Source organism: Nitrospiraceae bacterium, from assembly GCA_019637075.1.
In the GTDB taxonomy this organism is placed as follows: Bacteria; Nitrospirota; Nitrospiria; order Nitrospirales; family Nitrospiraceae; genus JAHBWI01.
The window spans coordinates 570,595-596,550 of sequence record JAHBWI010000003.1 but is presented as its reverse complement, the minus strand read 5'-3'; the positions used below and the strand labels follow the sequence as shown (position 1 = coordinate 596,550).

At 59.2% G+C, this 25,956-nt stretch carries 21 protein-coding genes and 1 tRNA gene; 5 read left to right on the top strand and 17 right to left on the bottom strand.

The annotated features are described in order from the left end of the window. Positions 1-255: 255 nt before the first annotated feature. The 3 genes from KF814_10815 (at position 256) to KF814_10805 (ending at position 3,889) form a co-directional block, all read left to right on the top strand. The gene (locus KF814_10815; GenBank protein MBX3236636.1) at positions 256-1,080 is read left to right on the top strand and encodes an OmpA family protein; all 825 of its coding nucleotides are present in this window, start codon (positions 256-258) and stop codon (positions 1,078-1,080) included. A 95-nt stretch (positions 1,081-1,175) separates the two neighbouring features. Then, positions 1,176-3,335 (top strand): marine proteobacterial sortase target protein, encoded by a 2,160-nt coding sequence (locus KF814_10810; GenBank protein ID MBX3236635.1) that lies wholly within the window; start codon positions 1,176-1,178, stop codon positions 3,333-3,335. Further along, positions 3,317-3,889: a class GN sortase gene (locus tag KF814_10805; GenBank protein ID MBX3236634.1), complete on the top strand. Its 573-nt coding sequence runs from the start codon at positions 3,317-3,319 to the stop codon at positions 3,887-3,889. The genes KF814_10810 and KF814_10805 overlap by 19 nt, the downstream gene beginning before the upstream one ends. Before the next feature lie 3 nt (positions 3,890-3,892). On the opposite strand, the gene KF814_10800 is transcribed toward KF814_10805, so the two are convergent. The 3 genes from KF814_10800 to KF814_10790 all read right to left on the bottom strand — a co-directional run bounded on the left by KF814_10800 (position 3,893) and on the right by KF814_10790 (position 9,028). Further along, positions 3,893-7,009: an efflux RND transporter permease subunit gene (locus KF814_10800; protein ID MBX3236633.1), complete on the bottom strand. Its 3,117-nt coding sequence runs from the start codon at positions 7,007-7,009 to the stop codon at positions 3,893-3,895. A 153-nt stretch (positions 7,010-7,162) separates the two neighbouring features. Then, the gene (locus KF814_10795) at positions 7,163-7,489 is read right to left on the bottom strand and encodes a hypothetical protein (protein MBX3236632.1); all 327 of its coding nucleotides are present in this window, start codon (positions 7,487-7,489) and stop codon (positions 7,163-7,165) included. Positions 7,490-7,699: 210 nt separating this feature from the next. Next, entirely contained in the window at positions 7,700-9,028 is a 1,329-nt protein-coding gene (locus KF814_10790; GenBank protein ID MBX3236631.1) for an SGNH/GDSL hydrolase family protein, read from the bottom strand. A gap of 388 nt (positions 9,029-9,416) precedes the next feature. Here KF814_10790 and KF814_10785 point away from each other — a divergent pair, with 388 nt between their 5' ends. Further along, positions 9,417-9,959 (top strand): DUF3015 domain-containing protein, encoded by a 543-nt coding sequence (locus KF814_10785; GenBank protein MBX3236630.1) that lies wholly within the window; start codon positions 9,417-9,419, stop codon positions 9,957-9,959. Positions 9,960-10,125: 166 nt separating this feature from the next. Here KF814_10785 and KF814_10780 read toward each other — a convergent pair whose 3' ends face one another. The 3 genes from KF814_10780 to KF814_10770 form a co-directional block, all read right to left on the bottom strand. Next, positions 10,126-10,485: a hypothetical protein gene (locus KF814_10780; protein MBX3236629.1), complete on the bottom strand. Its 360-nt coding sequence runs from the start codon at positions 10,483-10,485 to the stop codon at positions 10,126-10,128. An 806-nt stretch (positions 10,486-11,291) separates the two neighbouring features. After that, positions 11,292-11,367, bottom strand: a tRNA-Thr gene (locus tag KF814_10775). A gap of 94 nt (positions 11,368-11,461) precedes the next feature. Beyond that, positions 11,462-13,444: a hypothetical protein gene (locus KF814_10770; GenBank protein MBX3236628.1), complete on the bottom strand. Its 1,983-nt coding sequence runs from the start codon at positions 13,442-13,444 to the stop codon at positions 11,462-11,464. Between the two features lie 93 nt (positions 13,445-13,537). On the opposite strand from KF814_10770, the gene ubiA reads away from it, so the two are divergent. Then, the gene (ubiA, locus tag KF814_10765; protein ID MBX3236627.1) at positions 13,538-14,440 is read left to right on the top strand and encodes a 4-hydroxybenzoate octaprenyltransferase; all 903 of its coding nucleotides are present in this window, start codon (positions 13,538-13,540) and stop codon (positions 14,438-14,440) included. On the opposite strand, the gene KF814_10760 is transcribed toward ubiA, so the two are convergent. From KF814_10760 to KF814_10710, 11 genes are all read right to left on the bottom strand, one after another. After that, positions 14,437-15,453: a cytochrome c gene (locus KF814_10760; GenBank protein MBX3236626.1), complete on the bottom strand. Its 1,017-nt coding sequence runs from the start codon at positions 15,451-15,453 to the stop codon at positions 14,437-14,439. The two genes, ubiA and KF814_10760, sit on opposite strands and share 4 nt — an antisense overlap. A gap of 5 nt (positions 15,454-15,458) precedes the next feature. Then, the gene (locus tag KF814_10755; GenBank protein MBX3236625.1) at positions 15,459-16,247 is read right to left on the bottom strand and encodes a hypothetical protein; all 789 of its coding nucleotides are present in this window, start codon (positions 16,245-16,247) and stop codon (positions 15,459-15,461) included. A 79-nt stretch (positions 16,248-16,326) separates the two neighbouring features. Beyond that, positions 16,327-17,052 carry a cytochrome c gene (locus KF814_10750; GenBank protein MBX3236624.1) on the bottom strand — a complete coding sequence of 242 codons (726 nt, stop codon included), beginning with the start codon at positions 17,050-17,052 and terminating at the stop codon, positions 16,327-16,329. A gap of 29 nt (positions 17,053-17,081) precedes the next feature. Beyond that, positions 17,082-17,696, bottom strand: coding sequence for a cytochrome c (locus tag KF814_10745; GenBank protein ID MBX3236623.1), 615 nt, complete (start codon positions 17,694-17,696; stop codon positions 17,082-17,084). Positions 17,697-17,772: 76 nt separating this feature from the next. Further along, positions 17,773-19,626: a cytochrome ubiquinol oxidase subunit I gene (locus tag KF814_10740; GenBank protein ID MBX3236622.1), complete on the bottom strand. Its 1,854-nt coding sequence runs from the start codon at positions 19,624-19,626 to the stop codon at positions 17,773-17,775. Between the two features lie 28 nt (positions 19,627-19,654). Further along, entirely contained in the window at positions 19,655-20,656 is a 1,002-nt protein-coding gene (locus tag KF814_10735; protein ID MBX3236621.1) for a hypothetical protein, read from the bottom strand. Between the two features lie 36 nt (positions 20,657-20,692). Beyond that, entirely contained in the window at positions 20,693-21,808 is a 1,116-nt protein-coding gene (locus KF814_10730; protein ID MBX3236620.1) for a cytochrome bc complex cytochrome b subunit, read from the bottom strand. Then, complete coding sequence (locus KF814_10725) at positions 21,809-22,750, bottom strand: ubiquinol-cytochrome c reductase iron-sulfur subunit (protein MBX3236619.1); 942 nt, start codon at positions 22,748-22,750, stop codon at positions 21,809-21,811. A gap of 2 nt (positions 22,751-22,752) precedes the next feature. Continuing rightward, entirely contained in the window at positions 22,753-23,556 is an 804-nt protein-coding gene (locus KF814_10720) for a cytochrome c (GenBank protein MBX3236618.1), read from the bottom strand. Positions 23,557-23,594: 38 nt separating this feature from the next. After that, complete coding sequence (locus tag KF814_10715) at positions 23,595-25,298, bottom strand: cytochrome ubiquinol oxidase subunit I (GenBank protein ID MBX3236617.1); 1,704 nt, start codon at positions 25,296-25,298, stop codon at positions 23,595-23,597. Positions 25,299-25,363: 65 nt separating this feature from the next. Then, entirely contained in the window at positions 25,364-25,870 is a 507-nt protein-coding gene (locus tag KF814_10710; protein MBX3236616.1) for a cytochrome c, read from the bottom strand. Positions 25,871-25,956: the final 86 nt, after the last annotated feature.

Below are 25,956 nucleotides of genomic sequence, written 5' to 3'. Positions count from 1 at the left end.
CCCCGCTGATCCCCGCACCCTCGGCCGATCCCCTCATGAGACTCCTCCCTCTAAGCCTTTGACTCAACGAATAAATCCTAGATTTCGTTCTTGTCACAACCTGGTCCCAGCCTTGCTCTAGCCTTCGCCCAACCGCGACGGCCGGAAGGGAGGTGAACATGGGGCCAGGTCGATCACAGAGGGAGACCACACGACAGACAGGACCACACAACCAGCACGGGATCATCCGGCTGTATATCGAAGGAGGCAGTCACCATGCAGAAATCACCGACCGCAACCGTCAGCTCAAGTTCAGTCGCTCCCACCATCGTGGGCCCGGACAAGGAAATGAAGGAGATCTATATCCTCGGGGGGTTGGTCTTCTTCCTTGCGACCGTCGTCGCGGGATTTTGGTACTACTCGCAAACAGACGAGGCCGCCCATAGTAACTGGCCGAGCGAAGCAGTGGACAACGCGCAGGTCTCCCAAGCACTGAAGAGTCAGCCGGAGATCCTTCCTGCCGTGACACCAGCTATCCCCATTGCAGCAACCGCGGTGGCCACCCGCATCAGCGACGTACTCCACGATGATATCTTCTTCGAGATCGGCCGCAAGGGCCTCACCGACGACGGCAAGGCTGCACTTCTGAAACATGCCGAATTCCTCAAACAGGAGGCCGACTGGGGCGTGCTCGTGCAGGGCTATACCGACCAGCAGGGCTCGGCGCACTACAACAAGATCCTTGGTCAGAAGCGCGCGGATGGCGTGAAGCAGCAACTGATGGCCCTCGGCGTTCCGGAAACGGCCATCCGGACCGTGAGCTTGGGTGAAGAAGGAGCCCTCTGCGTCGACCAGAGCGATGCCTGCCGGCGGATGAATCGCCGGGTGCATCTCGAACTGCGCAAGATCGGGTTGGACCATATGGTCATCCCAACCGTGGCGGCACCGGCGGATCTCGACAATCAGCCGAGTGAGGTGGACCATGCCATCCTGGGCAATGACCACACCGTCACCGGAGACAGCCTACTCTCCTCCACACCTTCGACTTTCGAGACCGTGGTACCTCCGGCTGACGTGCCGGAAAGCGACTCCGCGCACTGAGCTCTATCCAACGCCGCACCCGCGTGAGGGCGTCTCCCCTCACGCGGCCCTTGGACAGCCAAACCACCACCCTCAACCATTCGATCGAGGTCATCATGGCAGCAGTTCATCACGCACTACGTTCCCGGTTCATATCGACGCCTCCCATCCGTCTCTTTCTCCTCCTCCTCAGCATGATTACCCCAGTCTTCGCCCCAGCCCAGCCCCGGGCTGAAGAACAGATCTCCACGCATAGTCTGTCAACCATCGGCCTTCAGGAAATCGGGGAAGGCTCGCTGCTCTTTCGCACTGGGGAACCAGGCCGCTATGTGCCTGCGCCGATCCTGAAAACGGACGTGCAGATCGCAGTAACCGGCATCATCGCACGCGCCACCGTCAGGCAAGAGTTCCGTAACCCCAGCCGCAAGAAAGGCGCGTGGGTGGAGGGGATCTATGTTTTTCCGCTTCCGGAAACCGCGGCTGTCGATCACCTGCTCATGCATGTGGGCGACCGAATCATCGAAGGACATGTCAAGGAACGGGGCGAGGCGAAGCAGACCTATGAACGGGGCAAGCAGCAGGGTCAGCGCGCCAGTCTGGTCGAGCAAGAACGGCCCAACATCTTCACGACTTCGGTTGCCAACATCGGACCCGGCGAAACGATCACCGTCGAAATCCAGTACCAGGAGATCGTCCGGTATGACCAGGGTCGCTTCTCGCTACGATTCCCCATGGTGGTGGGCCATCGGTATAGCCCCGGGACGCCGGTGCTGATCGAGGGAAAGGGTCAGCAAGGGACAGGCATCACCCTCGATACGGATCGGGTACCGGATGCCTCGCGCATCACACCGCCGATCCACACCCCCGGTGATGGGCCGACGAATCCGGTAAGCCTCTCCGTAACCCTGGCTGCGGGATTTCCTGTCGATAGGGTCGAATCTCCCTACCATCCGATCCTCGTGCTTCCGGACTCCGACAACCGGCGGTTGATCACGCTACGAGAGGAGACTGTGCCGGCCGATCGAGACTTTGAGCTGACTTGGACCCCGTCCCCCTCCGCCGCGCCATCCGCGACCCTGTTCACGGAGCAGCGGGAAGGGCACACCTACGCGCTCCTGATGCTCATGCCGCCGGCCCAGACGGGAACCTCCGCCCCGCGACCGCCCCGTGACATCACCTTCATCATCGACACCTCCGGCTCCATGGCCGGCACCTCCATCGAGCAGGCAAAGGCCTCTCTGTCTTCAGCCTTGTCTCGCTTGACCACGCAGGATCGATTCAACGTGATTCAATTCAATAACGTGGTTCGGTCGCTCTTTACCGGCTTGGAGCCGGTCACACCGGAGTCGATGAAAAAGGCCGTCCGGTATACCGACCATCTCGTGGCCGACGGCGGCACCGAAATCGTACCGGCCGTCCGACAGGCCTTGAAGAGCGTGCAAGACACGTCCCGCCTGCAACAAATCGTGCTCCTGACAGACGGACAGGTCGGTAACGAAGACGAATTGTTCGAGCTCCTACAGCAGAAACTGGGAGCGAGGCGATTTTTCACGGTCGGCATCGGGTCGGCGCCCAATAGCCATCTGATGCACAAGGCTGCGGAGATGGGACGCGGCTCCTTCACCTACATCGGCAATGTGACCGAAGTCAGAGAGAAGATGGACGGGCTGTTTCGTAAACTCGAGCGGCCGGTCCTGCACGACGTGACACTGGATGTCGCGGGCTGGACGAACGCGCAGGTTTATCCGTCGCACCTGGCCGACCTCTATGAAGGAGAACCGGTTGTCCTTGCGGTGCGAGCGGAAGCGGCCCCCGCGCAGGCGACGATCCGAGGGGAAATGGGGTCTGGAGCCTGGTCAATGCCGGTCGCTCTTCGCGAAGCATCGTCCAAGGAGGGGCTCTCAGTGTATTGGGCGAGAAAGAAAATCGCGGCGCTGCTGGCCGAAGCCTTCACCGGGTCGCCGGAGGAACAGATTCGAAACGCCGTGCTTCAGGTAGCTCTCGACCATCACTTAGTCAGCAAGTACACGAGCCTCGTGGCCGTGGACGTGACGCCGGCGCGGCCGGGCGACCATCAGCTGCAGTCACATCCCCTCGGCACAAACCTGGCCCAAGGCCAGGATTATCAAGCCATCATGGGACTTCCGGCCACGGCCACGGCTGGCCCGCTGCACGCCCTGGCCGGAGCAGCCAGCCTCTTCCTGGCTTGGCTGCTGTGGGTTGCGAGACGGCACCGATCCGATTGGAGTAACGACCAATGCGATCGTCTTTGCTGACGCGCCTGCTCGCCGGCCTCCTGTGTCTTGGTTGCTGGCAACTGGGCCAGGGCGCATGGATCTACGCGAAGGCCGGGCTCGCGCAGTTCCTGCTGCAGCGAGCTTGGTCCCGTGCCCTCCAGGGTGAGGTCGATCCGAAACCCTGGCCCTGGGCGGATACGAGCCCGGTCGCGCGACTGCGCGCACCGGGCTCGGGGGTGGACATGATCGTGCTCTCGGGAGCCTACGGCCGCACGCTGGCCTTCGGACCGGGGCATCTCACGTCGAGCGCGCTCCCTCATCAAGCCGGCACCATGGTCGTCACCGGTCATCGCGATACGCACTTTCGCTTTCTTCGTGATCTCAGACCGAACGACCGGCTGGAAGTGACGGGAACCGACGGGCGGACGAGGCAGTTTACGGTCACGCAATCCCGCGTAATGGATGCCAGACAGGACAGCCTTGCCTTACAAGACACAGGTCACGAGCTCGTCCTCGTGACCTGTTACCCGTTCGACGCGCTACGCCCAGGCGGTCCTCTACGCTACGTCGTTCGGGCTGTGGAAGAGTCCTGAGGATCAGTGCGATATTGAGTGTTGATGACTCGCGCCATCTCCCGCTTCCGGCAATTGAGGCGCGCCACGCAACCGATGCAGGAGCTGATACATCACCGGCAGCACGATCAAGATCAGCGCCGCGGAGGTCAGCATCCCTCCGACCACGACACGCGCCAGCGGTTGCTGGGACTGGGCGCCGATGCCGCTGGCAATGGCGGCAGGTAAGAGTCCGATCGCCGCCGCGAGCGAGGTCATCAGCACCGGCCGCATGCGAACCTCCGCCGCTTTCATGATCGCGCTACGAATGTCATGCCCCTCGTCGAGCAGGTCCTGCATGCGGCTCACCAGGATCAAGGCGCCCTGTACTGCCACGCCGAACAATGAGATGAATCCCACCGCGGCTGAAATACTGAAGTGGGTGCCGGTCACGAGCAGCGCCAGCACGCCTCCCACCAGCGAGAACGGCACCGCCGCCAGCACCAGCAAAGCATCGCGCAATGAATTGAGCACGAAATACACCAGGAACAGAATCAAGAGAAGCGTCACGGGGACGATCCTCGCCAAGCGGCTCTTCTCATCCTGCAACTGGTCGAATTCCCCGTGCCACTCGATGCGATAGCCTTCGGGAAACTGCACCGTTTCGGCAATTCGCTTCTGCGCCTCGCCCACGGCCCCTTCCAGGTCCCGCCCCCGCACACTGAACTTGATGGGGATATAGCGCTCGTTGTTTTCCCGATAGACGATGAAGGCTCCGGTCTGTTCCGTGATCGTCGAAAGCTGCTTGAGCGGAATCCTCGCGCCTTCCGGAGTGCTCACGACGATATTGCCGATGGAGTCGATGTCGCGCCGGAACTCCGGCAGGAATCGCACGACCAGGTCGAACCACCGTTCCCCTTCATAAACCTGCGTCACCGCCTGCCCGCCCACGGCGGCTTGAATCACGTCGTTGACGTCGCCGACCTTGAGTCCATACCGCGCGCATTCTTCGCGGTTCACCTCGATCACGAGATTGGGCTGCCCCAGCAGATGCAGCACTCCGAGGTCCTTGACCCCCTCGACGCCTTTCATGACCTGCTCGAGTTGCTTGGCGAGCGCCTCCAGCGTCTTCAGGTCGCTCCCGAACAGCTTGATGGCGTTTTCGCCCTTGACGCCGGACATCGCTTCCTGGACGTTGTCCTGAATGGCTTGAGAAAAATTGAAGGTCACGCCCGGGATCACCGCAAGGCGCTGCTCGATGGCATCGATGAGCGCCTTCTTGTCGGGCACCTCCGCCCGCCATTGTTTGAACGGCTTCAGCGTCACGAGAAACTCGGCATTGAAAAAGCTCGTGGGATCGGTGCCATCGTCCGGCCGACCGAGTTGCGACGCTGCGCTGATAACTTCCGGAAATTGACGAAACACGCTCCGAATTTGGGTCACGAGGTGGCTGGCCTCCTCGAAGGATATATCGACCGGGAAGGTGGTTCGCATCCAGATATTGCCTTCTTCAAGGGCCGGCATGAATTCCCCGCCCACGAATGGGACCGCCGCTATCGCCGCCACCAACGAGAGGACCGCGATACCGATCACGACCATCTCATGCCGAAGACCCCACCCCAGCACGGCCAAATACCACCGTTTCAGGAGCTCCACGATTTTGGTATCCCGCTCCTCAACGGCAGTCGACAGCAGGAGGGAGCAGAGCGCGGGAGCCAGCGTGAAGGCCATCAGCAAGGCGCCCGACAGCGCAAATCCATATGTCAGCGACATCGGCGCGAAAACCTTGCCTGGCACCCCGGTCATGGTGAACAGGGGCAGAAACGCGATCACGATAATCGTGGTGGCGAAGAAGATCGGGCGGCCCACCTCGCGCGCCGCCCGCATCACATGCATCGGCACCGTCAGGCCGTGCGACCGCCTGTGGGAGATGTGGTAGAAAATGCTCTCCACCATGATCAGGGTCGAGTCCACGATGATGCCGAAGTCCACGGCCCCCAAGGAAATGAGGTTCGCCGATTGCTTGTTCAGCACCATCATGCCGAAGGTGAACAGGAGCGCGACCGGCACGGTCAAGGCGACGATCATCGACGTGCGGAAGTGGCCGAGAAAGATGTAAAGAATGACGGAGACCAGCACGATACCCGCGATCAAGATGTCCACGACAGTTTCGATTGTCGTGTGAATGAGCACGGTGCGGTCGTAGAAAGTCTTGATCTTGACGCCCTGCGGCAGCTTGCGCGTGTTCAGGTCGGCCACTTTCTCGTGTACTTTTTCGAGCACGGGCAAGGCCTGGGCACCCCGCTGCAGCAGCACCACACCTTCCACGACATCGTCACGGTCGTCGATCCCGACCTTGCCGAGGCGAACGCGATACCCGAGACTGGTTTTCCCCAGATTGCGGATAAAAACGGGCGTCCCTTCTTTTTCCGTCACGACCGTGTTGGCGATATCGTCAAGCTTCTTGATCAGACCCATGCCGCGGATATTGAAGCTCTGCGACCCCATCGTGAGGTAGTTTCCGCCGACGTCGGTATTGCTCTTGGCCAGCCCGTCCATGACCTGATCGAGCGTGACGTTGTAGCTCATGAGCTGCCCGGGATCGAGCTCGACGTGGTATTCCTTGGTCGTGCCGCCGAAGGTGGACACGTCGATCACGCCCGGCACGCGCTTGAACTCCCGGCGAATCTGCCAGTCTTGAGTGGTCTTCAAATCCGTGAGGCTGCTCTGCTCCCCGACCAACTCATAGCGATAGATCTCGGCGATCGCCGACCAGGGTGAAATCGTCGGCTGGATATTCTGCGGAAGCGTGACTTGCTGAAGCCGGTTCAAGACCTCCTGACGGTCGCGGAAGTAATCCGTCGAAAAATCGAAATATACCTTGATGTCGCTGAGGCCAAATATCGAGAGGGACCGGATGTCGGTCAGCCCCGGCATACCCTGCAACGCGATCTCGATCGGCAGGGTGATCGCCCGTTCCATCTGCTCGCCCGACCACCCCGGATACTGGGTGATGACTTCGATCATCGGCGGGGACGGATCGGGATAGGCCACGACATCCAGAATGTGGAAGGCATACAGGCCGCCGAACAGGAGAGCGAGTCCCAAAATACACACGAACAGGCGCTGGGTCAGGGCGAATTGGACGATGCGCTCGATCATGCCGCGATCCTCGTAGAATTCTATCGACATACCCGCACCGGCAGGGCCGAGCGGATTTCATTCCATGCGCTACCGCACCATCGACGCTCGATGCTCCGCCCGTTAGGCGAGGATCGAGTCGAGGGCGTGACTGGGCTTTCGCGTGCGGATGATCTAGAGTCGATAGACGGAGAGCCTGGCGTGCCGGAGTCTGGCGTGGGCCTGCGCATCTTCCCAGGCGGCGGCCCGAGCAAAGGCAGGTGCGGCTTGGGAGGGCAAGGGAGTCTCGATCAGGGAGTCTACAATCGTGATCGCCAGCACGGCGGTCCCTCGCAGCTCGTCGGACTCTGCTTCCATGACTTGCTGCCGTTCAGCCACCGGCCGAACCAGATCATCTTGGAGATCGAGGAGGTCGAACCAAGCCAGTGTGCCGGCAAGGATCCAGATGAGCAAGACCAGGAGAATGCGACAATGTCTCAACGGTTGCCAGATTCGCGACATGAACGGACTCAGCCTGACGGAAAAACACCGGCCTATAGGTGTGAGCCAGCGATCCAAATCCTAGCACAGTGGACCGGTAGCGACAAGAAAGCCTGGGAAGTCGAGCGGGACGGGAAAGACAGGCCACTGCTCCTGAGTGGGGTGATCCGACTCCGTATCCCATCACCATTTGTCTGATCGCGGTCCCATCCGCGGTGATAAGGGCCGGACTCAATTGGTTTGAATCAACTCTCGGGGCAAGCCCGTAGCGGCCTGCTGGTCCAGGGGAACCGACCGAGGCTTCATGCTCTTCAGATCGATATGATCGGCGATCTGTTGGGCAAGGAATCGGTGGAAGGCGGGATTGTAATGAAGTTCATCAATGATGGCCTTCTTGTCCTGTCCCCATCGTTTGAAGAGGCCGCTGAGATTGATGAATCCGGATTCCGCCTCCAGCCGTGGATAGACCCGCTGCACTTGTCCGGCCCAGACGGTGGCATCGTGCGTCAGTGGTCTCCGATAGAGACCGGGGGTGTAGTTATACAGGGCATGGGGTTGAAGGAAAAAATACGGTTCGATGCCGTAGGATCGGCAGATGGCGGTGGCGAGAACGCGGTTCTGACTGAAGCTATTCACGATATGGTCGACGCTGATCTCCCCCGCCGCCGCAACCTGTTGCGCCACGCTCCGCTGCCCCGCAAGCGACACTCGGCGTGCAATGGCGTGCGCGAGCCGGACCATGGGGATATTGTCAGTCATGGACCCGACTACCTGGGGCCAGTCGACCCCCTCGGCAAACTGCAATCGATGGAACTGTTGTTCCGCCCGACGATATAAATTGGGGACGTCACCGCTCTCCCCCCAGTTGACTCCATCCAAGAACAGCACCGCGCTCGGACGGTGCCCCGCACGAATGAGATCGACCAGCAGCACGGTTTCCTGGCTCGGATAGTAGTAGCCCCTGCCGTAGTTCAGTACGGAGACGTGAACGGCCAGGTTCAATGCTCTCGCCCGCTCATTGAGCAGCGCGGCCAAATAGCTCGGCCACGTCTGTTCGTCCGACACGTTATAGCCGAAGGTCGTGCTTCCTCCCAAGGCCAGGATCGTGACTTCCGGCAACCCTGCCGAATTCTCGGGATTGACCGTACGCCGGTGCGGGAACCCTTGTGTATCAACCTCAACCCTCACACGTTTGCCCTGAAACGGCGGCTCAGAGAACAGCACCCAGGGCTGATACGCCATCCCTTCGAGGGCGAGTTCATAGAACTCATCCAGCACCTCCGACGCATATTGCTGATCATCGAGTCCATAGCCGTTGAAATCAAACCATTCCAATTGATACGACGAGCGCTTGCCGTTGTCGATGGGAGATCCATCGGCATTGAAAAAGGGACCACTTGCCTTGTGCGTTGTGGCTTCCGCCGAGCGAGCAGGGTCGCCAAAAACGTCGATGAGCCAAAACAGACCAGCGAGGAGACAATTGAGCAGGAGCAACCCAACGATCGTGTTGAGCAGCAGAAGGGACGATGACCGGTACAGTGGGGCAATTCGAAGAATCACGCCCAACTCCACGCGAACCGGATCGACATTGCGCGTCGAGCACCCGCATGCAGCGACGAGGGGACGTGGAGAGCCCGCCGCGGCGCCCAATTGCGATCTCGACAACCGCGCAAGGATACTCGAAATATATCCCGGTCTACAAGTGAGATCCTGTGGTTCTGCGGATGCGCCCTGACCATCCGGGAAAGAGGGTCGAATGCAGGAAGGCGGGCGGACAATGCCCGCCCCCCACAGCACTCATATTGCCGAGACAAGAGGTAGCCTTGTCCCAATGGCCTTGTAGCCCCGATATTCCCAGTGCCCCCATCGATTGCACTGTTTGATTGACCTCTGACTCACTTGCGGTACTCTGAGCACATACACCCCAAACCTTGGAGGACTCGTCACTATGAGCCGACATCACATAGCGGCAGCGATCGTCATAGGCAGCATCTTGGTCGCCTACGCCGTCGACACGCAGGCCGGGGGCAACCCCGACAATGGCCCTGGCTGTGGACTAGGGAAGTTGGCCTGGATGGATTACAGCGGGCCCAAGCAGATCGCCCCTCAAGTCATGATGGCCACCACCAACGCCACGTTCGGCAGCCAAACGTTCGGGATTTCTTCCGGCACCTCAGGCTGCACGAATGATGGCGTCGTGATGAAAAGCAAGCACGTGAGTCTCACCTCCGGATCCTTCAAGAGTCTGGAGCAGGAAATGGCCCAGGGACAGGGCGAACACTTGGCCGCGTTGGCCACGCTGCTCGGGATCCAAGAACAAGATCAACCGGCGTTTTTCCGGCTGCTCCAGGAGAAATACAGCACATTGATTCCGTCCGAGCACGCGACCCCGCTCTCGATGTTGGAAGCGATCCGAGCCGCTATGGCGGAACATCCGCTGTTGAGGCAGACCGCCTTCGTCACCGATCCATCCTGGGAAGAAAACAAGTAACGAAAATCTGAGGTCGACGCCTTCGATCTACAGGCACAGGCAGCGCTTCTCTGATCTCGATCCACCCAAGCGGCTTGGGATCGGAGGAGCACTGCGAGGTCTCTCGCTTGAGGTACAACCACCGGCCTGCTTCGCGCGATGACATCAGCATGGCCTCGTCCCGGCCCTACTCGACCCGAATTACCGACAGCGCATAACCCTCCCGGGACATTGTGGCTTCTATCCTGTCTCCCGGATTGACCCGGCGCTCGACTCTCGTATGGTCGGTGAGTTCCAGCCGAATGGTCTCACCGGCTTGGTTCCTCACGAAATAGGACCGGTCGAAAATCTCAAGGGTGTCGCGGCCGTCGGAATTTTTCGCCATATGAAACTCCCCCACAACGGAGGACACCTCCCCAGTAATAGTCTGCAATACCACGGAATCAGGGCGCGATTGGCCCCAGCCTGCGGGCTCCCCGACGATCCCACTGACCTGGAGGACGCTGGGGGCAATCAGGGTAACCATGATTGTTGCCAAGGGCTTCATCTCGCCCTCCTTTCGGAGAAGACATCAACCATCTCGCATTGCGGCCTCTCTGCGGAAAAGCCGTCTCCGTTACAGTTTGACCCGTTACCGTCTTGGTCATAGCAAAGTTCGATCCCCTGCTCCATTTTCCTCAACACCACACAACCCCGTGGCATTGCGCCTTTTCAGCGCCATGAGTTTGTGAGTTCAATCCGGTACGACCTGCTGTGGGCGGCTGTGCACCGTGCGCGATGCGCGTATTCGCACGAGTGGTCGTACGAGACCCGGCCTGAAACAAGCAACTGATTGACTACTCCGTCCGGGAGTTCGACAGCGCACACTCGCACCTCGCCACACCTGCCTCGAATGATTCTTGGAAGAAACTAGGGTTCCGGACAGGTCCTAACTTCGGCCGCACCTGGTAGCAATCACGCTACAACTGAGAAATCACTCACCCATGCCCCAAACCTACCCACAACCGGAGCGCCCGACGGAACGTCTGTTCAGATGGCTGGCGCTTCTTGCCTTCATCTTCCTCATTTCTGTGTGGATCTTCGGTATCGCCAAGCTTTAGTACCTTGCCGAATGATCGTTTCTTTCCCTGGCCTGTTCTTGCAGTCGCAGCTGACCGCCTCGGCATGCAAGTTGAGCGAAGCGCACGGCGCATGGAGTGAGAACGTGACTTCCGAGACTCGAGGCGAATTACCGAGAAAGCCCGACAGGGACTGCTGGAAGCGAAGAGACGCTGGTAGCGAAGCAGATAGGCGGAAGGACTTCCACCCGTCGCCCAGAACCATCGCATCCGCTCTGGTTTTGGATTTGGTGCATGGAGCCGGCGACTGGAATCGAACCAGCGACCTGCGGTTTACGAAACCGCTGCTCTGCCAACTGAGCTACGCCGGCTTGGCGAGACCGAGAAACGAGAACAGAAACGCCATATTACTGAGGCAAGGAAAGACCTGTCAATGCTCACGCAGGTTTGTACGAGGCGTTCGGCTTATTTCAGCTTGCTCAACGGCAGCCCTCGTATCGGCGAGAATTCTCCATTGCCTGGTCGACACAGTGGTTCCTGTGAATTGTGGAACTGATTTCTCGCCGCCGAGGTGACCTGTCCATGCACGTAACTGCAAAGTTCCCCCGTAAGGACCGTTCCATTCTTGTCCAGATCGGCAGCGCCCCGTAATCCCTTCAGGAGAAAGTAGGTAAAGAGTCCGTGCTGGCCTTGCTGATGGGCGTGCGCTTCCTGCAGGATAGGATTTCCCACCATCCACATCACCGCTTGCTGGCCATCTGACTCTTCCCAGACCGGCTGGGTCGGTTTGGATGAGTCGGCACCCGGCGAGGGATCCAGGGAGAGATCCAAGAACAAGACGACTTTCTTGACCGAGGTATGGGCCAGTGCCCGCTGCACACGGGCGAGGGAAAACATACGCCCTGTGGAGACGAGCGACCCATCGTAGGGAATGATCGACACCGCCCCGGAGGTCGCGTCGACCACAGCCCGCCCAGACACATAGACATAGGCGATGGTCGGCGGCCCGCCCTGCTTCGGAAGCCACCGTTCGAAAACCTCAGCGAGATCGTCTTTCAGACCGTGGCTGTCCGTGACGACCTTGACCCTCGGCAGGGGAATTCCCAGGACAGAATGGAAGTACTGGCCCACGACCTCCGCGTCACGCGCGGCAAACTTTACGGCCGGCATGGCGGGATCACGAAAACTGCCGACACCGATGGCGATCCCCACGGCATTGGGCTGTTTCAACTTTCCAGGCGTCTTCGGCAATTGATCCACGTCAACCGATAGGACTTCCACCTCGTCGGCACGTTCCGGACTGATAGCCACCACGAATCGTTTGGGAGCCGGAAGTTCGACCCCTGCGGCAGCCCGCAGCGTGCAGATCAATTCGCCTTGCTCTGCCCCCGACACCTGACCCAACTTGCCTTCGACCGCAACCCGGCGAACCTGACCAGGCTCGATCACTCCGACCACGACCGTCGGTTTCAGTTCGCCCACGATCGCCGGATGCCCGGCCAGCACGATTTCCACCGCCTGCGCCGCCACCGTGCCCTCATTCTTCACCTCAAATTCGACGGTGAAGGGCTCCGCCTGCTCCAGAATCTGGTTGCGACTCTCATCACGGAGGATCGTCCGGAACGAGAGCTTGGTGGGTCCGGCCTGCAGCTCCGCCGGCTGAGACGGAGTGGGGACGGGGGCAGACGCAGGCACCGGCGCCGATGGGGGCTCCACCGGAACGACCGAGACCGACGGTGCGGTCGCGGCCCCTGCTGCGTGAGGCATAGCGGATTCCATGGGCGTGATCGGCGTCGCAACCGGCGCGCTGCCGCTTTTCTTCAGCTGCGCCACTTCGCGTACCTTCGACGCGGTGCCAAGCTGTTCGGCCATGCCCTCGGCCAACTTCTCAATAGCCTCCTGGACCGCTGGACCGACTCCAGTCACATCGCAGGTATCAGCCTTCGCCTCTGCTTCGCCGGTGGCAGAAGCCTGCAATCGTTTACTGTGCAGGAGATTGCCCTGTTGGTCAGTATAGGAAAACTCGACTCCCAATGTGGCAGTGGCCGGATAGGATTTGTTGCTCTTTCGTGGCACGAAGAGATCGATCTGATGAGGGCCCAGCGCGGCATCCACCCTCCCGTCCGAGGTCGACTGTAAGTCATTGACCGGCAAGACCTTCTGAAAAACTCGCTTCATCCGTTTCTCAATGGCTTGTTCCAGTTGCGGATGGATGGGCAAGCTGACGGTTTTTCCGCAGGCATCGCGATATTGGATTTCGGCCGCGACGATGCTGGCATCAAGACGAAGCTGAACCGTCAGTGGGAGATTGTAGTTCGTCGACAGGCCGCTACGTTGAGAGAAGAACTGGCACCCCGACAGCGCGATGCACAGCACTGCCGCCACGGCCGCCTTACCGAAGGCCTTCCGCCTTCTCCCGCTTTGCTGATCCATAAGATGATACGGCACGATAGTTCCTTATACCCAATCCCCAAGGCCCGAACAACCGATCCTGCTCTCGCGCCGTTGACAGGACGCAGGCCCTCCGTTATCGTCCCTGCGGTGACCAGCAACCATTCTTCGGCCGATCGGCCCGACCCACCGTTCACCTGGTCCGCCGCCGCAGACCTGATCCGGCTTCGCAATCAGTCCGGCACCTGGCTCTTACTGTTGCCCAGCCTCTGGAGCCTCGTGCTGGCCAACCAGGGGCTTCCACCGGTTTCGCTGGTCTCGACTTTTGTCGCCGGCGCATTCGTCATGCGCAGTCTTGGAGTCGTGTTCAACGATCTCGCCGATCGCAACTTCGACCGCCAGGTCTCTAGAACGCTGACACGTCCCCTCGCCTCCGGGCGGCTGTCCGTTCGCCAGGCCCTGATCATTGCCGCAGTGCTACTCGTCATCGCCGGCGGCCTGGTCCTACGGCTCAATCCTCTCACGATCTGGCTCAGCCCGATCGCCGTCGCGCTCGCCGCCTGTTATCCGCTCATGAAGCGCTGGATTCACTTGCCCCAAGCCATGCTCGGCGTCGCCTTCGGATGGGGGGCGATTATGGCCTGGGCCGCCTCACGCGACACCGTCGAGTTGCCGGCGTGGCTCCTATTCGGCGCCACCGTTTGCTGGGCGGTGGCGTACGATACGATCTACGCGCTCCAGGATCGGGACGATGACCGTCGCGTCGGAGTGAAATCCTCGGCCCTGTGGTTCGGGAATCACGTGCCGATGGCGGTGGCCCTTTGTCTGACCGGAATGCTGGGATGCCTCGTGTTCGCCGGGCTCGTGAGTGGGTTGGGCTACACGTATTACGCGCTGCTGCTCGTTTCGGCGGGTATCTTCGCCCTACAGCTCCAGAAACTGCAAAGGCCTCTGACTCCGCCAGAGGCCTTTGCGATGTTCTATCAACACATTTATGCCGGCGCCGCCATCCTAGTTGGACTGTGGCTCGGCAGTATTGCCGCCGTCGGTTAGCCTTCTGTCTCGACCTTATCGATGGGCTTGTCTGGCTTCGGTGCGCGCAAGGTCTTGAGGTACAAGCTCACGGCCTTGGCATCCGCGTCCGTGAATCCCAGCGCGGGCATCCGGGTGTCTGGCTTCATGGCTTGAGGATTCCGCAACCAGCGATAGACCCACGTCGGATTCAAACGGAACCCGGCGCGGTCCAATGCGGGACCGACCTTGCCGCCTTCGTCGCCGATCTTGTGGCAACCGTTGCAGCCATACTTGTTCACATACAGCCGCTTGCCGACTTCCGCCAATTTGTTTTCGGCATCCGCCTTCATCGTGAGGTCCGGTCTGGTGATGTTCACGCCTTTGCCGGGGCGAGTCGTAAAGTTCTTCAGGTTTTCCGCCGCGGCGTCCGCTGCCTTCTTGGCTTGGCCCATTACCGCGACTTCTTTGGCAAAGGCATTGTCGTCGACGTCGACGTTCTTTTTCTCGGCTTCCTCGGTGGCCTTCTTTTCGGCTTCCTCTGCCACGCGCTTGGCTTCTTCAAATTTTTGCTCAGCGGCCTTGTTGGCCTCTTCCAATTCCTTCTTTCGGCCGTCGACCTTAAACTCCAGCTTCATGCCATGCAGGCTTCGGACATAGCCCACGATCGCCCAGATTTCTTCTTCCGAGAGGGTATATTTGAACGTCGGCATGGTCGGCACCGCGAACTCGTCGTCGCCGATCTTGTCGCCGTTTGGGCTGGTGTCCTTCATGTCACGGGAAATCGTGTTGAAGATATCCTCGTCTTTGAAGGTCCCCATTTCCGATTTGTTGGACAGATCCTTCGGTTTCGGGTCGGTCATGGAGGACCAGTTGAAGCCCTCATTCTGCCGTCCGTGCTCGCCGTGACAGTGCATGCAATAGTGGGCATAGAGCTTTTGCCCCTTTGCCGATTGCTCGTTCTGGAACATCGAGCAACCCGCGCCGATCACACCGAAGAGACCGATGAGTCCCGCTACCGTTCCTGCAACGCGTATCCGTCCCCACGCCCTCATGCTCGCTACCCTTTCTTTAGTCGTCTCACGAGGACTAACTCGAAACCTACCGCCAATGCCACTGCAAGCAGGGCGTAGATGTACGGTGAATAGTCGGGTGGCGGTTCCGCACGGAAGTACCACCACGAGGAGATCGCCTTTTCCGAGCCCTTTTCCTTGGGCTGCCCGCTTTCGAGTTTCTTGCCGTCCCACACCGCAAAGGCGATGCTGATGAAGTCTCCGGGCTTGATCTGGGTGTCCTCAGTCGGATGCTCCGTGGCCAGCGGACGTGAGAACACCACTTTCCACGTGCCGGACTGATAGACGCCTTTGGCGTTCACATCTTGATGGGATTGGGGTTTCAAGGTGCCGAAGCCCTTCGCGGACATGTCGACACCTTTCCCATCCTTGTTCTTCCAGTACCAGATATTGACCGGGCCACCTTCGACCTGAAACATCGGTTGGCCGTGGGCGAAGTGGGCCTTCGTGTCACCGACCATGAATTCAAGCGCGGCGGCGTCGTCCGGATCTTCCGTTGGATCGGAATACTCCACCATGATCGCGACGTTCTTGCCGTCGTGTAATCCGCGCACCTTGACGGTCTTCGCCGTCACTTCAGTAATTCGCACCGGCCAATGTACCTGGGGGGACATCGGGAATTCCGCCGGCTGCGCCGTTGCCCACGCCGCAGCCGTTGGGTCGTCGGTCGGCAAACTGCCCTTGACGAGATTGGCCCGCACAGCCACGCTCTCCTGACTGTGCGCAGGCATGGTTCCCCATACCAGGCCCAGCCCGACGAGGGCCAGTACCCCCATTATCGATCGCTGTCCCCTTCTCCTCGCTCGTGCCATACGTTCCCCTTAATTACGCGACGCGGTGCCGATGAACGGCTGCCTACTCGGTTTCGTCCCAGGTACGGGGCTTCTGACCGGCGCCGTCATACTCACCCATGATCACTTTCCAAATGTCCTCGTCGGACATTTCCAATTCCCAGCGCGGCATCGCAGACTTCCACGGCATGCCTTCCACCGGCAGACCAACGCCGCCCTTCTTGATGCGCCAGAAGAGGAAGCTCTCCTGCAACATCGCGATCGTCGTCGGATCCTTAAAATTGGCCGGAGGAGGATTGAACCCTGCAGCCGCAAAGCCTTTGCCGTCAAAATTCCCGTGGCAAGGGGCGCAGCGTGACGCATACAGACCCTTGCCGTACATGATGTTTTCCGGCGTTTTCGGCACGGGATTCGACAAACCGCTGTATTCGCCCGGAGGTGCCGGGTGAATGGTGCGGTTTTCGGCCGGAGGCGCATCGCTCGGTGCCGTGCTGCCGTAGGTCTGCCATCCGATCAGGAGGGGGAACAAGGCCAGCACCAAATAGCGAGGCGCTTGCATGGCCGCGCCCGCTTCGCCCGACAGAAAGCGGAAAATCGGACCGAAGAAGGCGTCCTTCGACGCGCCGCTCAGGGTGGCGAAAATTACCACGCCGGTAAGCGTGAGCATGAGGTATACAAAAATCAGGCTCGAGGGCAACGGCGCGGAGTGCGGCAGATTCGGAACGACAAACTTCAAAAACAGATAGACAATGACCGTCAGGATTACCGGTCTGACAAGTACGCCACCCATATCGCCTCCTACACGTCTCCCAGGATCGACTAACGGGCCTGCGCCACTGATACCATACCGGCGTCAGCAGCCTTCACCGGAGTCGCTCCCGGCATTTCCAGGTCCGACGGATTCACGCTGATCGGCTCACCGCTCATCTGCTGGAGGAATGCGATGACCGACAGAATTTCGTTTCTCGACAACCCGATCGGGTTCTTATTGATGTACGGCATCCGGGCCGGATATTCCTTCGGCGCGCCTTCGTGACGATAGTCCAGGTAAATGTACGCCTGTGGTTCAGTCAAACTCTCGAAGAGGAACTCGCGCGACAACTTGGATCCGATGCCCTTCAAATCAGGACAGCGCGCCGATTCGCTCGGTCCGATGGAATGACAGAGCGCGCATTGGCCCTTGCTGAAGAAAATTTTCTGTCCGATCGAAGCCATGTCGGTCGGCGTCTTGATGTCGGCGATGTTGATGCTTTCCTCCGCGGGAGGCAGCGAGGCCATCTGAGGCACCGCGAGAGCCACCAGGGAGAAGAGTCCCAGGACAATGGCTACGAAGCCGATCACCCGAAGGAATTGCGCCTTGACGAACAGCAGAATGACCGTTCCGAGGCCGATCACACAGAGACCGATTAGCTGCAGTTTAACGACTTCGCTCATAGAGTCCCCGACTATTGAGTGTATAGTTGTGAGTTTTCCAACTCAGAACTAGTAATTCATCACCGTGCGACCGTCATCATCCCTGGGACGGATTGTCTGGTGATCCACCGGCCATTTGCGGCAACGCACCCTGCGGCACCGCACCCTTGGTCGCCTGCCCGCCTGCCGCCGCCTTGGCCTTGTCTCCCATTGTGGCCACCCAGAAAATGAAGGCCACCAGCAGACAAAACAGGAACGTGCATAGCGCCATGAACGCGGCAGCGTACCCGAGAGCCGGTGAATAGGCATAGGGAGAGGAGTCACGCATGACACCGTAGATGTGCCAGTGGACCCGTGAGGAGGACCGTGCATAGCCCATCAACGTCATCAGAAGAATGACCATGATTGCGTTGAGGACCAAGGAATAGCCCGCGCGCGGCGGCATTTTCCCCCACACCATTTCGGTGGTGGTTTTGGCACTCTTCAACAGCAATGCCGTCAGTGGCGTAATCGTCAACATCACGAACAGGACGATACCGACCTGGGAGGTCGAGAAGTAGTTGATGCGGATGATTGCCGGGACGAAATATCCCCACACACCGAGCACAATGACGGCAATACCCGCGAGCACCAGTACGGCGCCCATGACGGCCTTGGCGGCCTTCGCCCATCCAGCCGTATCTTCCTTGCCGGCGCGCCAATACATGATGAAACTCATGAACGTCACGAGAATCATCAGGTTGGACACCGTCATCTTGGCCGACATAACTCCGAATACACCCAGGAGCGGGTGGTGCGTGCCGCCCATCTTCCGGGCTTCTTCCAAGCTGGCCACAAGGGAGTGCGGCGTCATCCACACGCCGAGACAGAGGAGGAGGATGACCAACATCGCCATGATCGGCTTGCGATATTGCACTTCCGATCCTGGGATGCGATGCGTAATGCCGAGCCAGAAATAATAGTTGGCGCTGAGGAACAGGACTCCGATGAGCATGGCCTGCAGGATAAACAGCCAGGAGAGGAATCCGCCCATGAGCGTAATGCCCATCTGCTGGTTGTATTGATAGATTTCCCGCATCAGCCAGTAGCCGGCAAACGGGAGGGGCAACAGACCGAACACGCCGATGAAGTTGCCGACGTAACCCATCCAATCGTAGTGGTAACGCTCTTCGGTCGTCTTCGCGGACAGATAGCGAATACCGGCATAGGCGCCGCAGATATACCCACCCAATACGACGTTGGCGATGATCCGGTGAATGTTCACAGGCCACCAGGTCGGATTCCACGTTGCGGCCCAGGCGCGCTGGAAATCGGTTCCTTCCGCAATCACGACGGGGCTCGCCTGGAAGGTCGCCCATGAATTCGGCACGATCATGATGAAGAAAGCAAAGACGTTCAGCAGGAAACCCAGGAACACGTGAAGATTCTTCTTGCCGCCTTCGGCCATCGCATCCCAGCCGTACCAATAGAGGTACAGGGTCGCGGTTTCGATGAGGAACAGCATGCAGTAGAGCAGGAATGACGGAAAGAAAATGTCCGTCAGGTAGTTCATCAACTTGGGATAGAAGGCCACGAGGAGGAACAATAGGATACCGCCGAAGAGCGCCGTCGTCGCATAAGACGAGGTCAACAGCTTCGTGAACTCCTTAGCCAACTTGTCGTACCGCTTGTCACCGGACTTCCAGGCCACGACTTCGCACAGCCAGGCGAAAATCGGCACCCCGAGCACGAACCCCGCGAGGAGCAAGTGAAGCTGCGCGACAATCCAGACCAAATTCCGGCTGCCGATACCGGGAATGTCTCGGTACTCGGTCTGCCCGCTTCCACCTTCCGCGTAGCCGGCATCGGGCATTCCCAGCAGCCCGAAGACTGCCGCGATTCCCGCAAAGAGGGCCACACGACCCAGCAGCTGATTCCACCGTTTCGTATGAGCCCGAGCCTGGTGCACCATGGTTGTCACCTCGTCCTTAACCTTCATATCACTTACCTGCCGGCTTTCCCCCAGGGGCTGGTTGTGCTTTGGCATCCGCCTTCGGCGCACTATCCTTGGCAGCTGCCTTCTCTTTGCCCGGCGCCTTATCCTTCTGCTTTTCTTCTTCGGCAGCCTTCGCTTCGAGGGCCGCGATCTTCATTTCGGAATCTTTGAAGGACTTTTCGTCCTTGGTGAGTGACTTCTGCAGATCGTAGGCCGGCTCCACCTTCACTTCGGCCGGTTTACAGCATTCATGGGGATGGGGCGTAGACACCGGAAGAACGGCCCAGAAGAGAATGCTCATGACGGCACCGACGCCGGTAAAGGCCGTCAGCATCAAGCTCTGGTCTGCAGGAACTCGCTCCATATCCCAACGGGTAATCAAACCTTGGTAACTGTCGCTCAGGGCATTGGCTTGATTCACCTTGCTCTGAACGAGCCGCCCGAGAATCGTCATGCCGACAAGGCACAAAATCACCAACATTACCGTCGAGACGGTGCCCCAGATGCTGAGCTCAAGACCGATCTTTTCCGCCACCGGCAAAGCCTTGAGCATGTCGCTGTTTACGATGTCGTGCGCCAACGAACGCGCCACATCCGTCGCGCCCCCCTCGATGAGCCACAACAACGGCAAATAGATCGCCCCAGCCAGGGCAAACCTGACCCACAAGGCTGAACCGATCGATGCGGGCGGCTCAATACGCAGCCGTTCGAGGAAGGCGGTCCGAGACACCAACCCAATTGCCCAAATGTCGATCGGGATGGAAATGAGAAGCAGGAACGTCAGTCCCAGCCCCTCGCCGAAATGAAAACCCAACGCCCCGGTCACCACAAAGAACGCAAAGACGCTGACCGGACTGATCAGGAGAAACAAGAACGCCACGGCCAGCTTGTTCTCGAGATGCATCGTGCCCATCGCCATGAAGAGGAGCGCGAAGCCCATCTTGATCGGCAGGGCCGTCCAGCAGGCGTTCCAGAAGATGGTGAGCCCTAACTTAAATGACGACATGCTTTCTCGACCCGTCATGTGCCCCAGACCCTCCGGCTATTCGAGGAATTCACGGTTGATGATCGCGGCCACGGTGAAAATCAGGATGCTGGACATCACGACGATCCAGCTGATCAGCGCGATAGGCCGTTTGAAAATGTTTCTTTCGGGATCGCGGTCGATGAACGGCAGGGCTGCCAGCAACGCCATGAAGACACCCGGCAACGCAATCGCGCCCAGGAACTGCCCGAACTCTCCCGCGAACACCTTCAAACGCAGCAATTGGAACAGGAACAAGAAGTACCACTCCGGCTCGGGATGGTAGTCGCCGGGATCGGGCGTGGCTTCTTCAAGCAGAACGACCGGCTCCCAGAACGCAAGGCTGCAGATCGACAGGAACACCACCACCATTCCCACGATGTCTTTCCAAATCTGACGCGGGAAGAAGTAGTCGGTCTTGGCCTTGATCTCCTCCACGCTGCCGCGGAACGGCCCGGCAGGACCGGCTTTGCGGAACAGGAAGAGGTGGAGACCGGCGAGCCCCATCAGCGCCGCCGGGAGCACCATGACGTGAATGACGAAGAATCGGCTGAGGGTCATCTGGCCGGGCGTCGGACCGCCCTTGAGGAAGCGAGCCATGAAGTCACCCAGCACGGGCGTCTTGTCCATGATCTCGACGCCGACCGTGGTGGCCCAATAGGCACGCTGGTCCCACGGGAGCAGGTAACCGGTGAAACCAAATCCCATCACGATCCCAAACAGGGCCAAACCTACCAACCAGATGAGCTCGCGGGGCTTTTTATAAGCGCCCCATAGGAACACCTGCGACATATGGGCGAACACACAGACCACCATCGCGGTGGATCCCCAGAAATGGTAACTGAGGAGGAACCAGCCGTAATCGACGGTGTGGATGATGTATTGGGTGCTCGCGTAGGCATGGTCGGCGGTCGGCACGTAGTAGAACATCAACAGGATGCCCGTCACGGCCTGCATGATGAAGATGAAGAGCAGGACGGAACCGAACACATAGGCCCAGCGAGACCCTCCGGGGACCGGCTCGTTGAGCATCTTGGCCTGAAGGGTCTTCAGGCCGACGCGTTCGTCGACGAAGGCAAGAACCTGTTCGATGACTGAAGGCTGCTGATTGGTCGGCTGCGTGGTCGTATCCATTTAGACAATCCGAACCTGGGCCTTGGTGCCCGCTTTGAATTCCATGTCGATAATGGCGATTTCGCCGGTGGCCGTCACTTGAATCGGGAGCGGATCCAACGCCCGAGGGGCCGGTCCGTCCAACACTTTGCCTGCCGCGTCATAGATGCTCAGATGGCAAGGGCAGAGAAACACCTGGCCAAGGGTCTTGTGGGTCCGCCACTTGAAGCCGCATCCGAGATGGGGGCATTTACCCGAATAGGCCACGTACGGGACATCTTTCTTGTTCGTCCAGACGTGCTTCCCGGCGGCATCACGGAACTCCATGTCCTTGCCTTGATAGATGGTCTCCAACACTTTCGGCGTCGCCTTCAGCACCCAAACGTTTTTGTCGATTTCCTGTTCGGGCATGTAGGCTTCTTTGACCTTGCGCTTGTACTTATACTGAATGCCGACATCGTCCTGCTTGATCTTCCCGACATTGCCGATCTTGAGCCAGCTGTTGTCGAAGGGCGCATACATCGGCTTCATCAGATATTTCAGGACTGGGAAGGCCAACGGAAATCCGATCAGGAAGCCGATGGCGTGGGTGAAATTTGCGAAGAACGTCCGACGCTTGACGCTCCGCTCCAACTCAGGGAACGGAACCAGCACCTCACCGGGTGTGACGTGGATCTTCTCCTCGAGGTGGGCGATTTCCACCTCGTGGGTCGTCACATACTCGTCGCGCTTGAACGGTGGGAGCCCCCCAAAGTCGGCCGAGGCCAAACGCAGCGTGACCGCTTCCTCGGTGACACCCTGCACTTGACCGATGGGTACCTGCCGTTCGGCCGGCCCCATGCCGTCACCGCCAACCACAATGTGGCTGATCTCATGGGAGAGCGGATCCATAACGATCCGGCGGACTTCCCCCACCTCACGATCGGTACAACGAACTTTCGATTTCAGTTTCGGCTGCATCATGCTCACTTCATCTTGATGGGCTTCGGGGTATTGACCGACGCATTCTTGAACGTCGCCAACCACGCAGCCAACGCCTGCACGTCCTTCGGTTCCATCAGGTCCTTGTACTTGTCGGGCATCTTACCCTTCTCGTACTCCTGATCGAAACCTTCCGCCTTGTAGCTCTTCGGATCGAGAATCTTTCGGGCAATTTCATCCGCCGAAAGCAGATTGCCCAGGTTGTCGAGTTCCGGACCGCGCTTCTTGCCGCCTTCACCCTTCAACTTGTGGCAGTTGTAGCACTCCTGCAGCTGCCACTGTTCCTCGCCCATTTTCGCAATATCTCCGCTGGAAGCCACAGTCGAGGTCGGCGCCGAATCACCACCGGCTTTTTGATCGGCCGGGGCCTGGGCCGCGCCGAGCGACTGAAGACGCGCCGTGAGCTCCTTGGCCTTTTCGTCCAAGGCCTTTGCGCGCTGCATCAACACATCGACCTTGCCGGCCTCGTATTGTTCCCGCTTCGGCTTGAGAATCTTGTCGATCTTGCCCTTCTCGTCCTCGGGATCATATTGGGGCCACAGCGAAGCACCCGAAATATAGACGACGCAAAGGACAACGTAAAATACGATCAAGGCTCCGACGGCCTTTACGCCGCCGAACGGCTTCAGCGTCGGCAAATCCAAGATAATGAACACGATGGCGCCGAGCATGGCATAGCCGAAGAACAGCGCTTGGAACACGAAGGGGAATCCAAGGGCATTGGTCGCCCCGAACAGAATTCCTCCGATCACAACTCCGATGATGGTTTTCTTGATGATATTTCCCATGAGTGCCTCGTTTCTCGCTCCCTACTCGTAGTCGTACCTTACTTCGCCCCCGCTGGAACCGGGCTCGCCTCATGGGCATGGCCCTTGGAGTCGGAGGGACGCAAGGTCACGATGATCGCGAAGCTGACCACGGCATAGAACACCACCGTGATACCGGTAATCCACCAAGCCGAATACGACAGCGTCGGCGTGAAGGATTCGGCCGTGAAGTCCGGCAGCAAGTTGTACGTGTGGAAGTACTTCCGCAGCAAGGACCGGACGGCGCCCATCAGACCCATAGTCCAGATGGCGCTGAACGCCAAGAACACCAGAACGAATTGCGAGGCGAAGTCGATCTTGCCCCACACGATCGTGCCCTGCGAAACGGCACGATTATAAATGACATAGTTGACGACCGTGACGAACACCAGCGTGAAGGCCGCGCTGTTCTTCGCCGGCATGAGGGCCAGGAAGTTCCAGTCGGACGGCAGTTCGAGTTCGGCCACCAACTTGGCGCCGGTCGGTACGAATCCGTGGGGCGTCATCCAAATCGCGTTACCAACCACAACCATAAGGAAGCCGACCTTAATGACCGTGCTCGACGAGACGGTGATGGGGATGAAGCGGCCCAAAATCACCGGCGCCAGCAACATCGGCAACAAGAAGGCCAATGATCGGGGATCCGGCACGGGGTAATCGGTGAGTACCTTGGTCATGACCAGCGGCAATGCCACCATGATGACCGGCGCGAGCACCGTCATGCGGACCCGCTCAACACCTTCGATACGCTTCATGCTGAGCCAGATATAGTAGTTGCTGGCCAAGAAGATTAGCCCGATCATAGCGCCCTGCATTTCGAAGAACATCGACAGCTGGTCGGCCATCATGTAGGGGCAGATCGAGGCGTCGTAGTCACAGAGTTCGTAGGCCAACAGGTAGCCCATGAACGGCAGGAACAAGAGCGCGCCCACGCCGATCATGTTGCCGACGAAACCCATCCAATCGTAATAGGAACGCTCTTCATCCTTCTTCGCGCCCATGTACATGTAGGCGGCGATCAGGCCGGCCACGAACCCACCGAAGGTCACGTTGCCGACCAGGCGATGCAAGTTCAGAGGCATCCAGCTGTAGTTGAACACCTTGTCCCACAACGACGCCGCGGCCAAGAACTCCGCCGGAGACACACCCTCCGCCTTGACCGGCGTATTCATGAACGAAGTCGGGGCATCGATCACGAACAACGTGATCGTTCCGATGAGGTTCAGCAGCACACCCATAGCAATGTGGCGCGCCTTCTTCTCCCCCTTCATGTGATCCCAGGTGTAGAAGTACATGTACAGCACGAATGTTTCCGCAATGAATAACAGCGGATACACGACGGCGAAGATGAGGAAGAAATGATTGATCAACCAGGTAGTGAACTGCGGATAGGTCGCCAGCAGCACGAAAATGAAGAGGCCGCCGGTCAACGCGGTCATACTATAAAGAATGACCGTGACCTTGGTGACCTCCTTCGCGAGCCGATCGTAACGCGGATCCTGTTTGCGGTACCCCAGCCATTCAGAGATGACCACGAAGATCGGGGCACCCAGAATGAAACCGGCGAAGAGGATGTGGAGCTGCGCGACGATCCAGACCGCCGTGCGGTTCCCGGTGTAAGGGAACTCCACGGGAGGCGCACTGGGGGCCTGCGCATACGCAACACCTCCCCAGACCGCCACAATCGCGAACAGAGCTAACAAACAGCGCTGCCAGATTTTCATGATGTCTCGCCGCTCCTCCTCATTCCGACCGATTGACCCACCGCAGATTCAAAACCCAGCCTTCGTTACTTCACCTGATTGGCAGGAACCCATTCCTTCTTGTTCGGATCCCAGCCCTTGCCGGCGAGACCGAAGCTGGCTTCGAACGCCATGACCTTCCATCGGTCTTCATCCGAAAGCTTGCTCTTCCAGGCCTTCATCTTGGTGTTAGGCACGCCTTCCGAGATACGCCAGAACCACACCGAGTCCGAGTACATCTTCATGCGGTCACCGTTGCGGAAATCGCGGGCACCGGCCTTGACCGGCTTGCCGTCCTTGCCGTGACAGCTGGCGCAGTTCACGTCCGGGTTCTTCGCGCCGATGTAGATTTCCTTGCCTTCCTCGACAATCTTCGGATCGGTCCACCATCCGGCAGGCATATGCTTGTCGGCATACTCAGCGGGAGCCGGCGGCGGAGGAACGATCGGTCCTTCTCCACCCCCCTCACCACCACCGCCGCACCCGGCTACGGCAAGCCCGAACCCAATCGCGCCGACGACGACAGCCAACTTGCTCAATCCTGCGTGCTTCATAACGGTTTACCCGCTCCTTTCTTCGTGCCGAGACCTGTATGCCGTCTCGACAGTGTGCCCATTGACAGAAAAAAAAGACGCTTTCG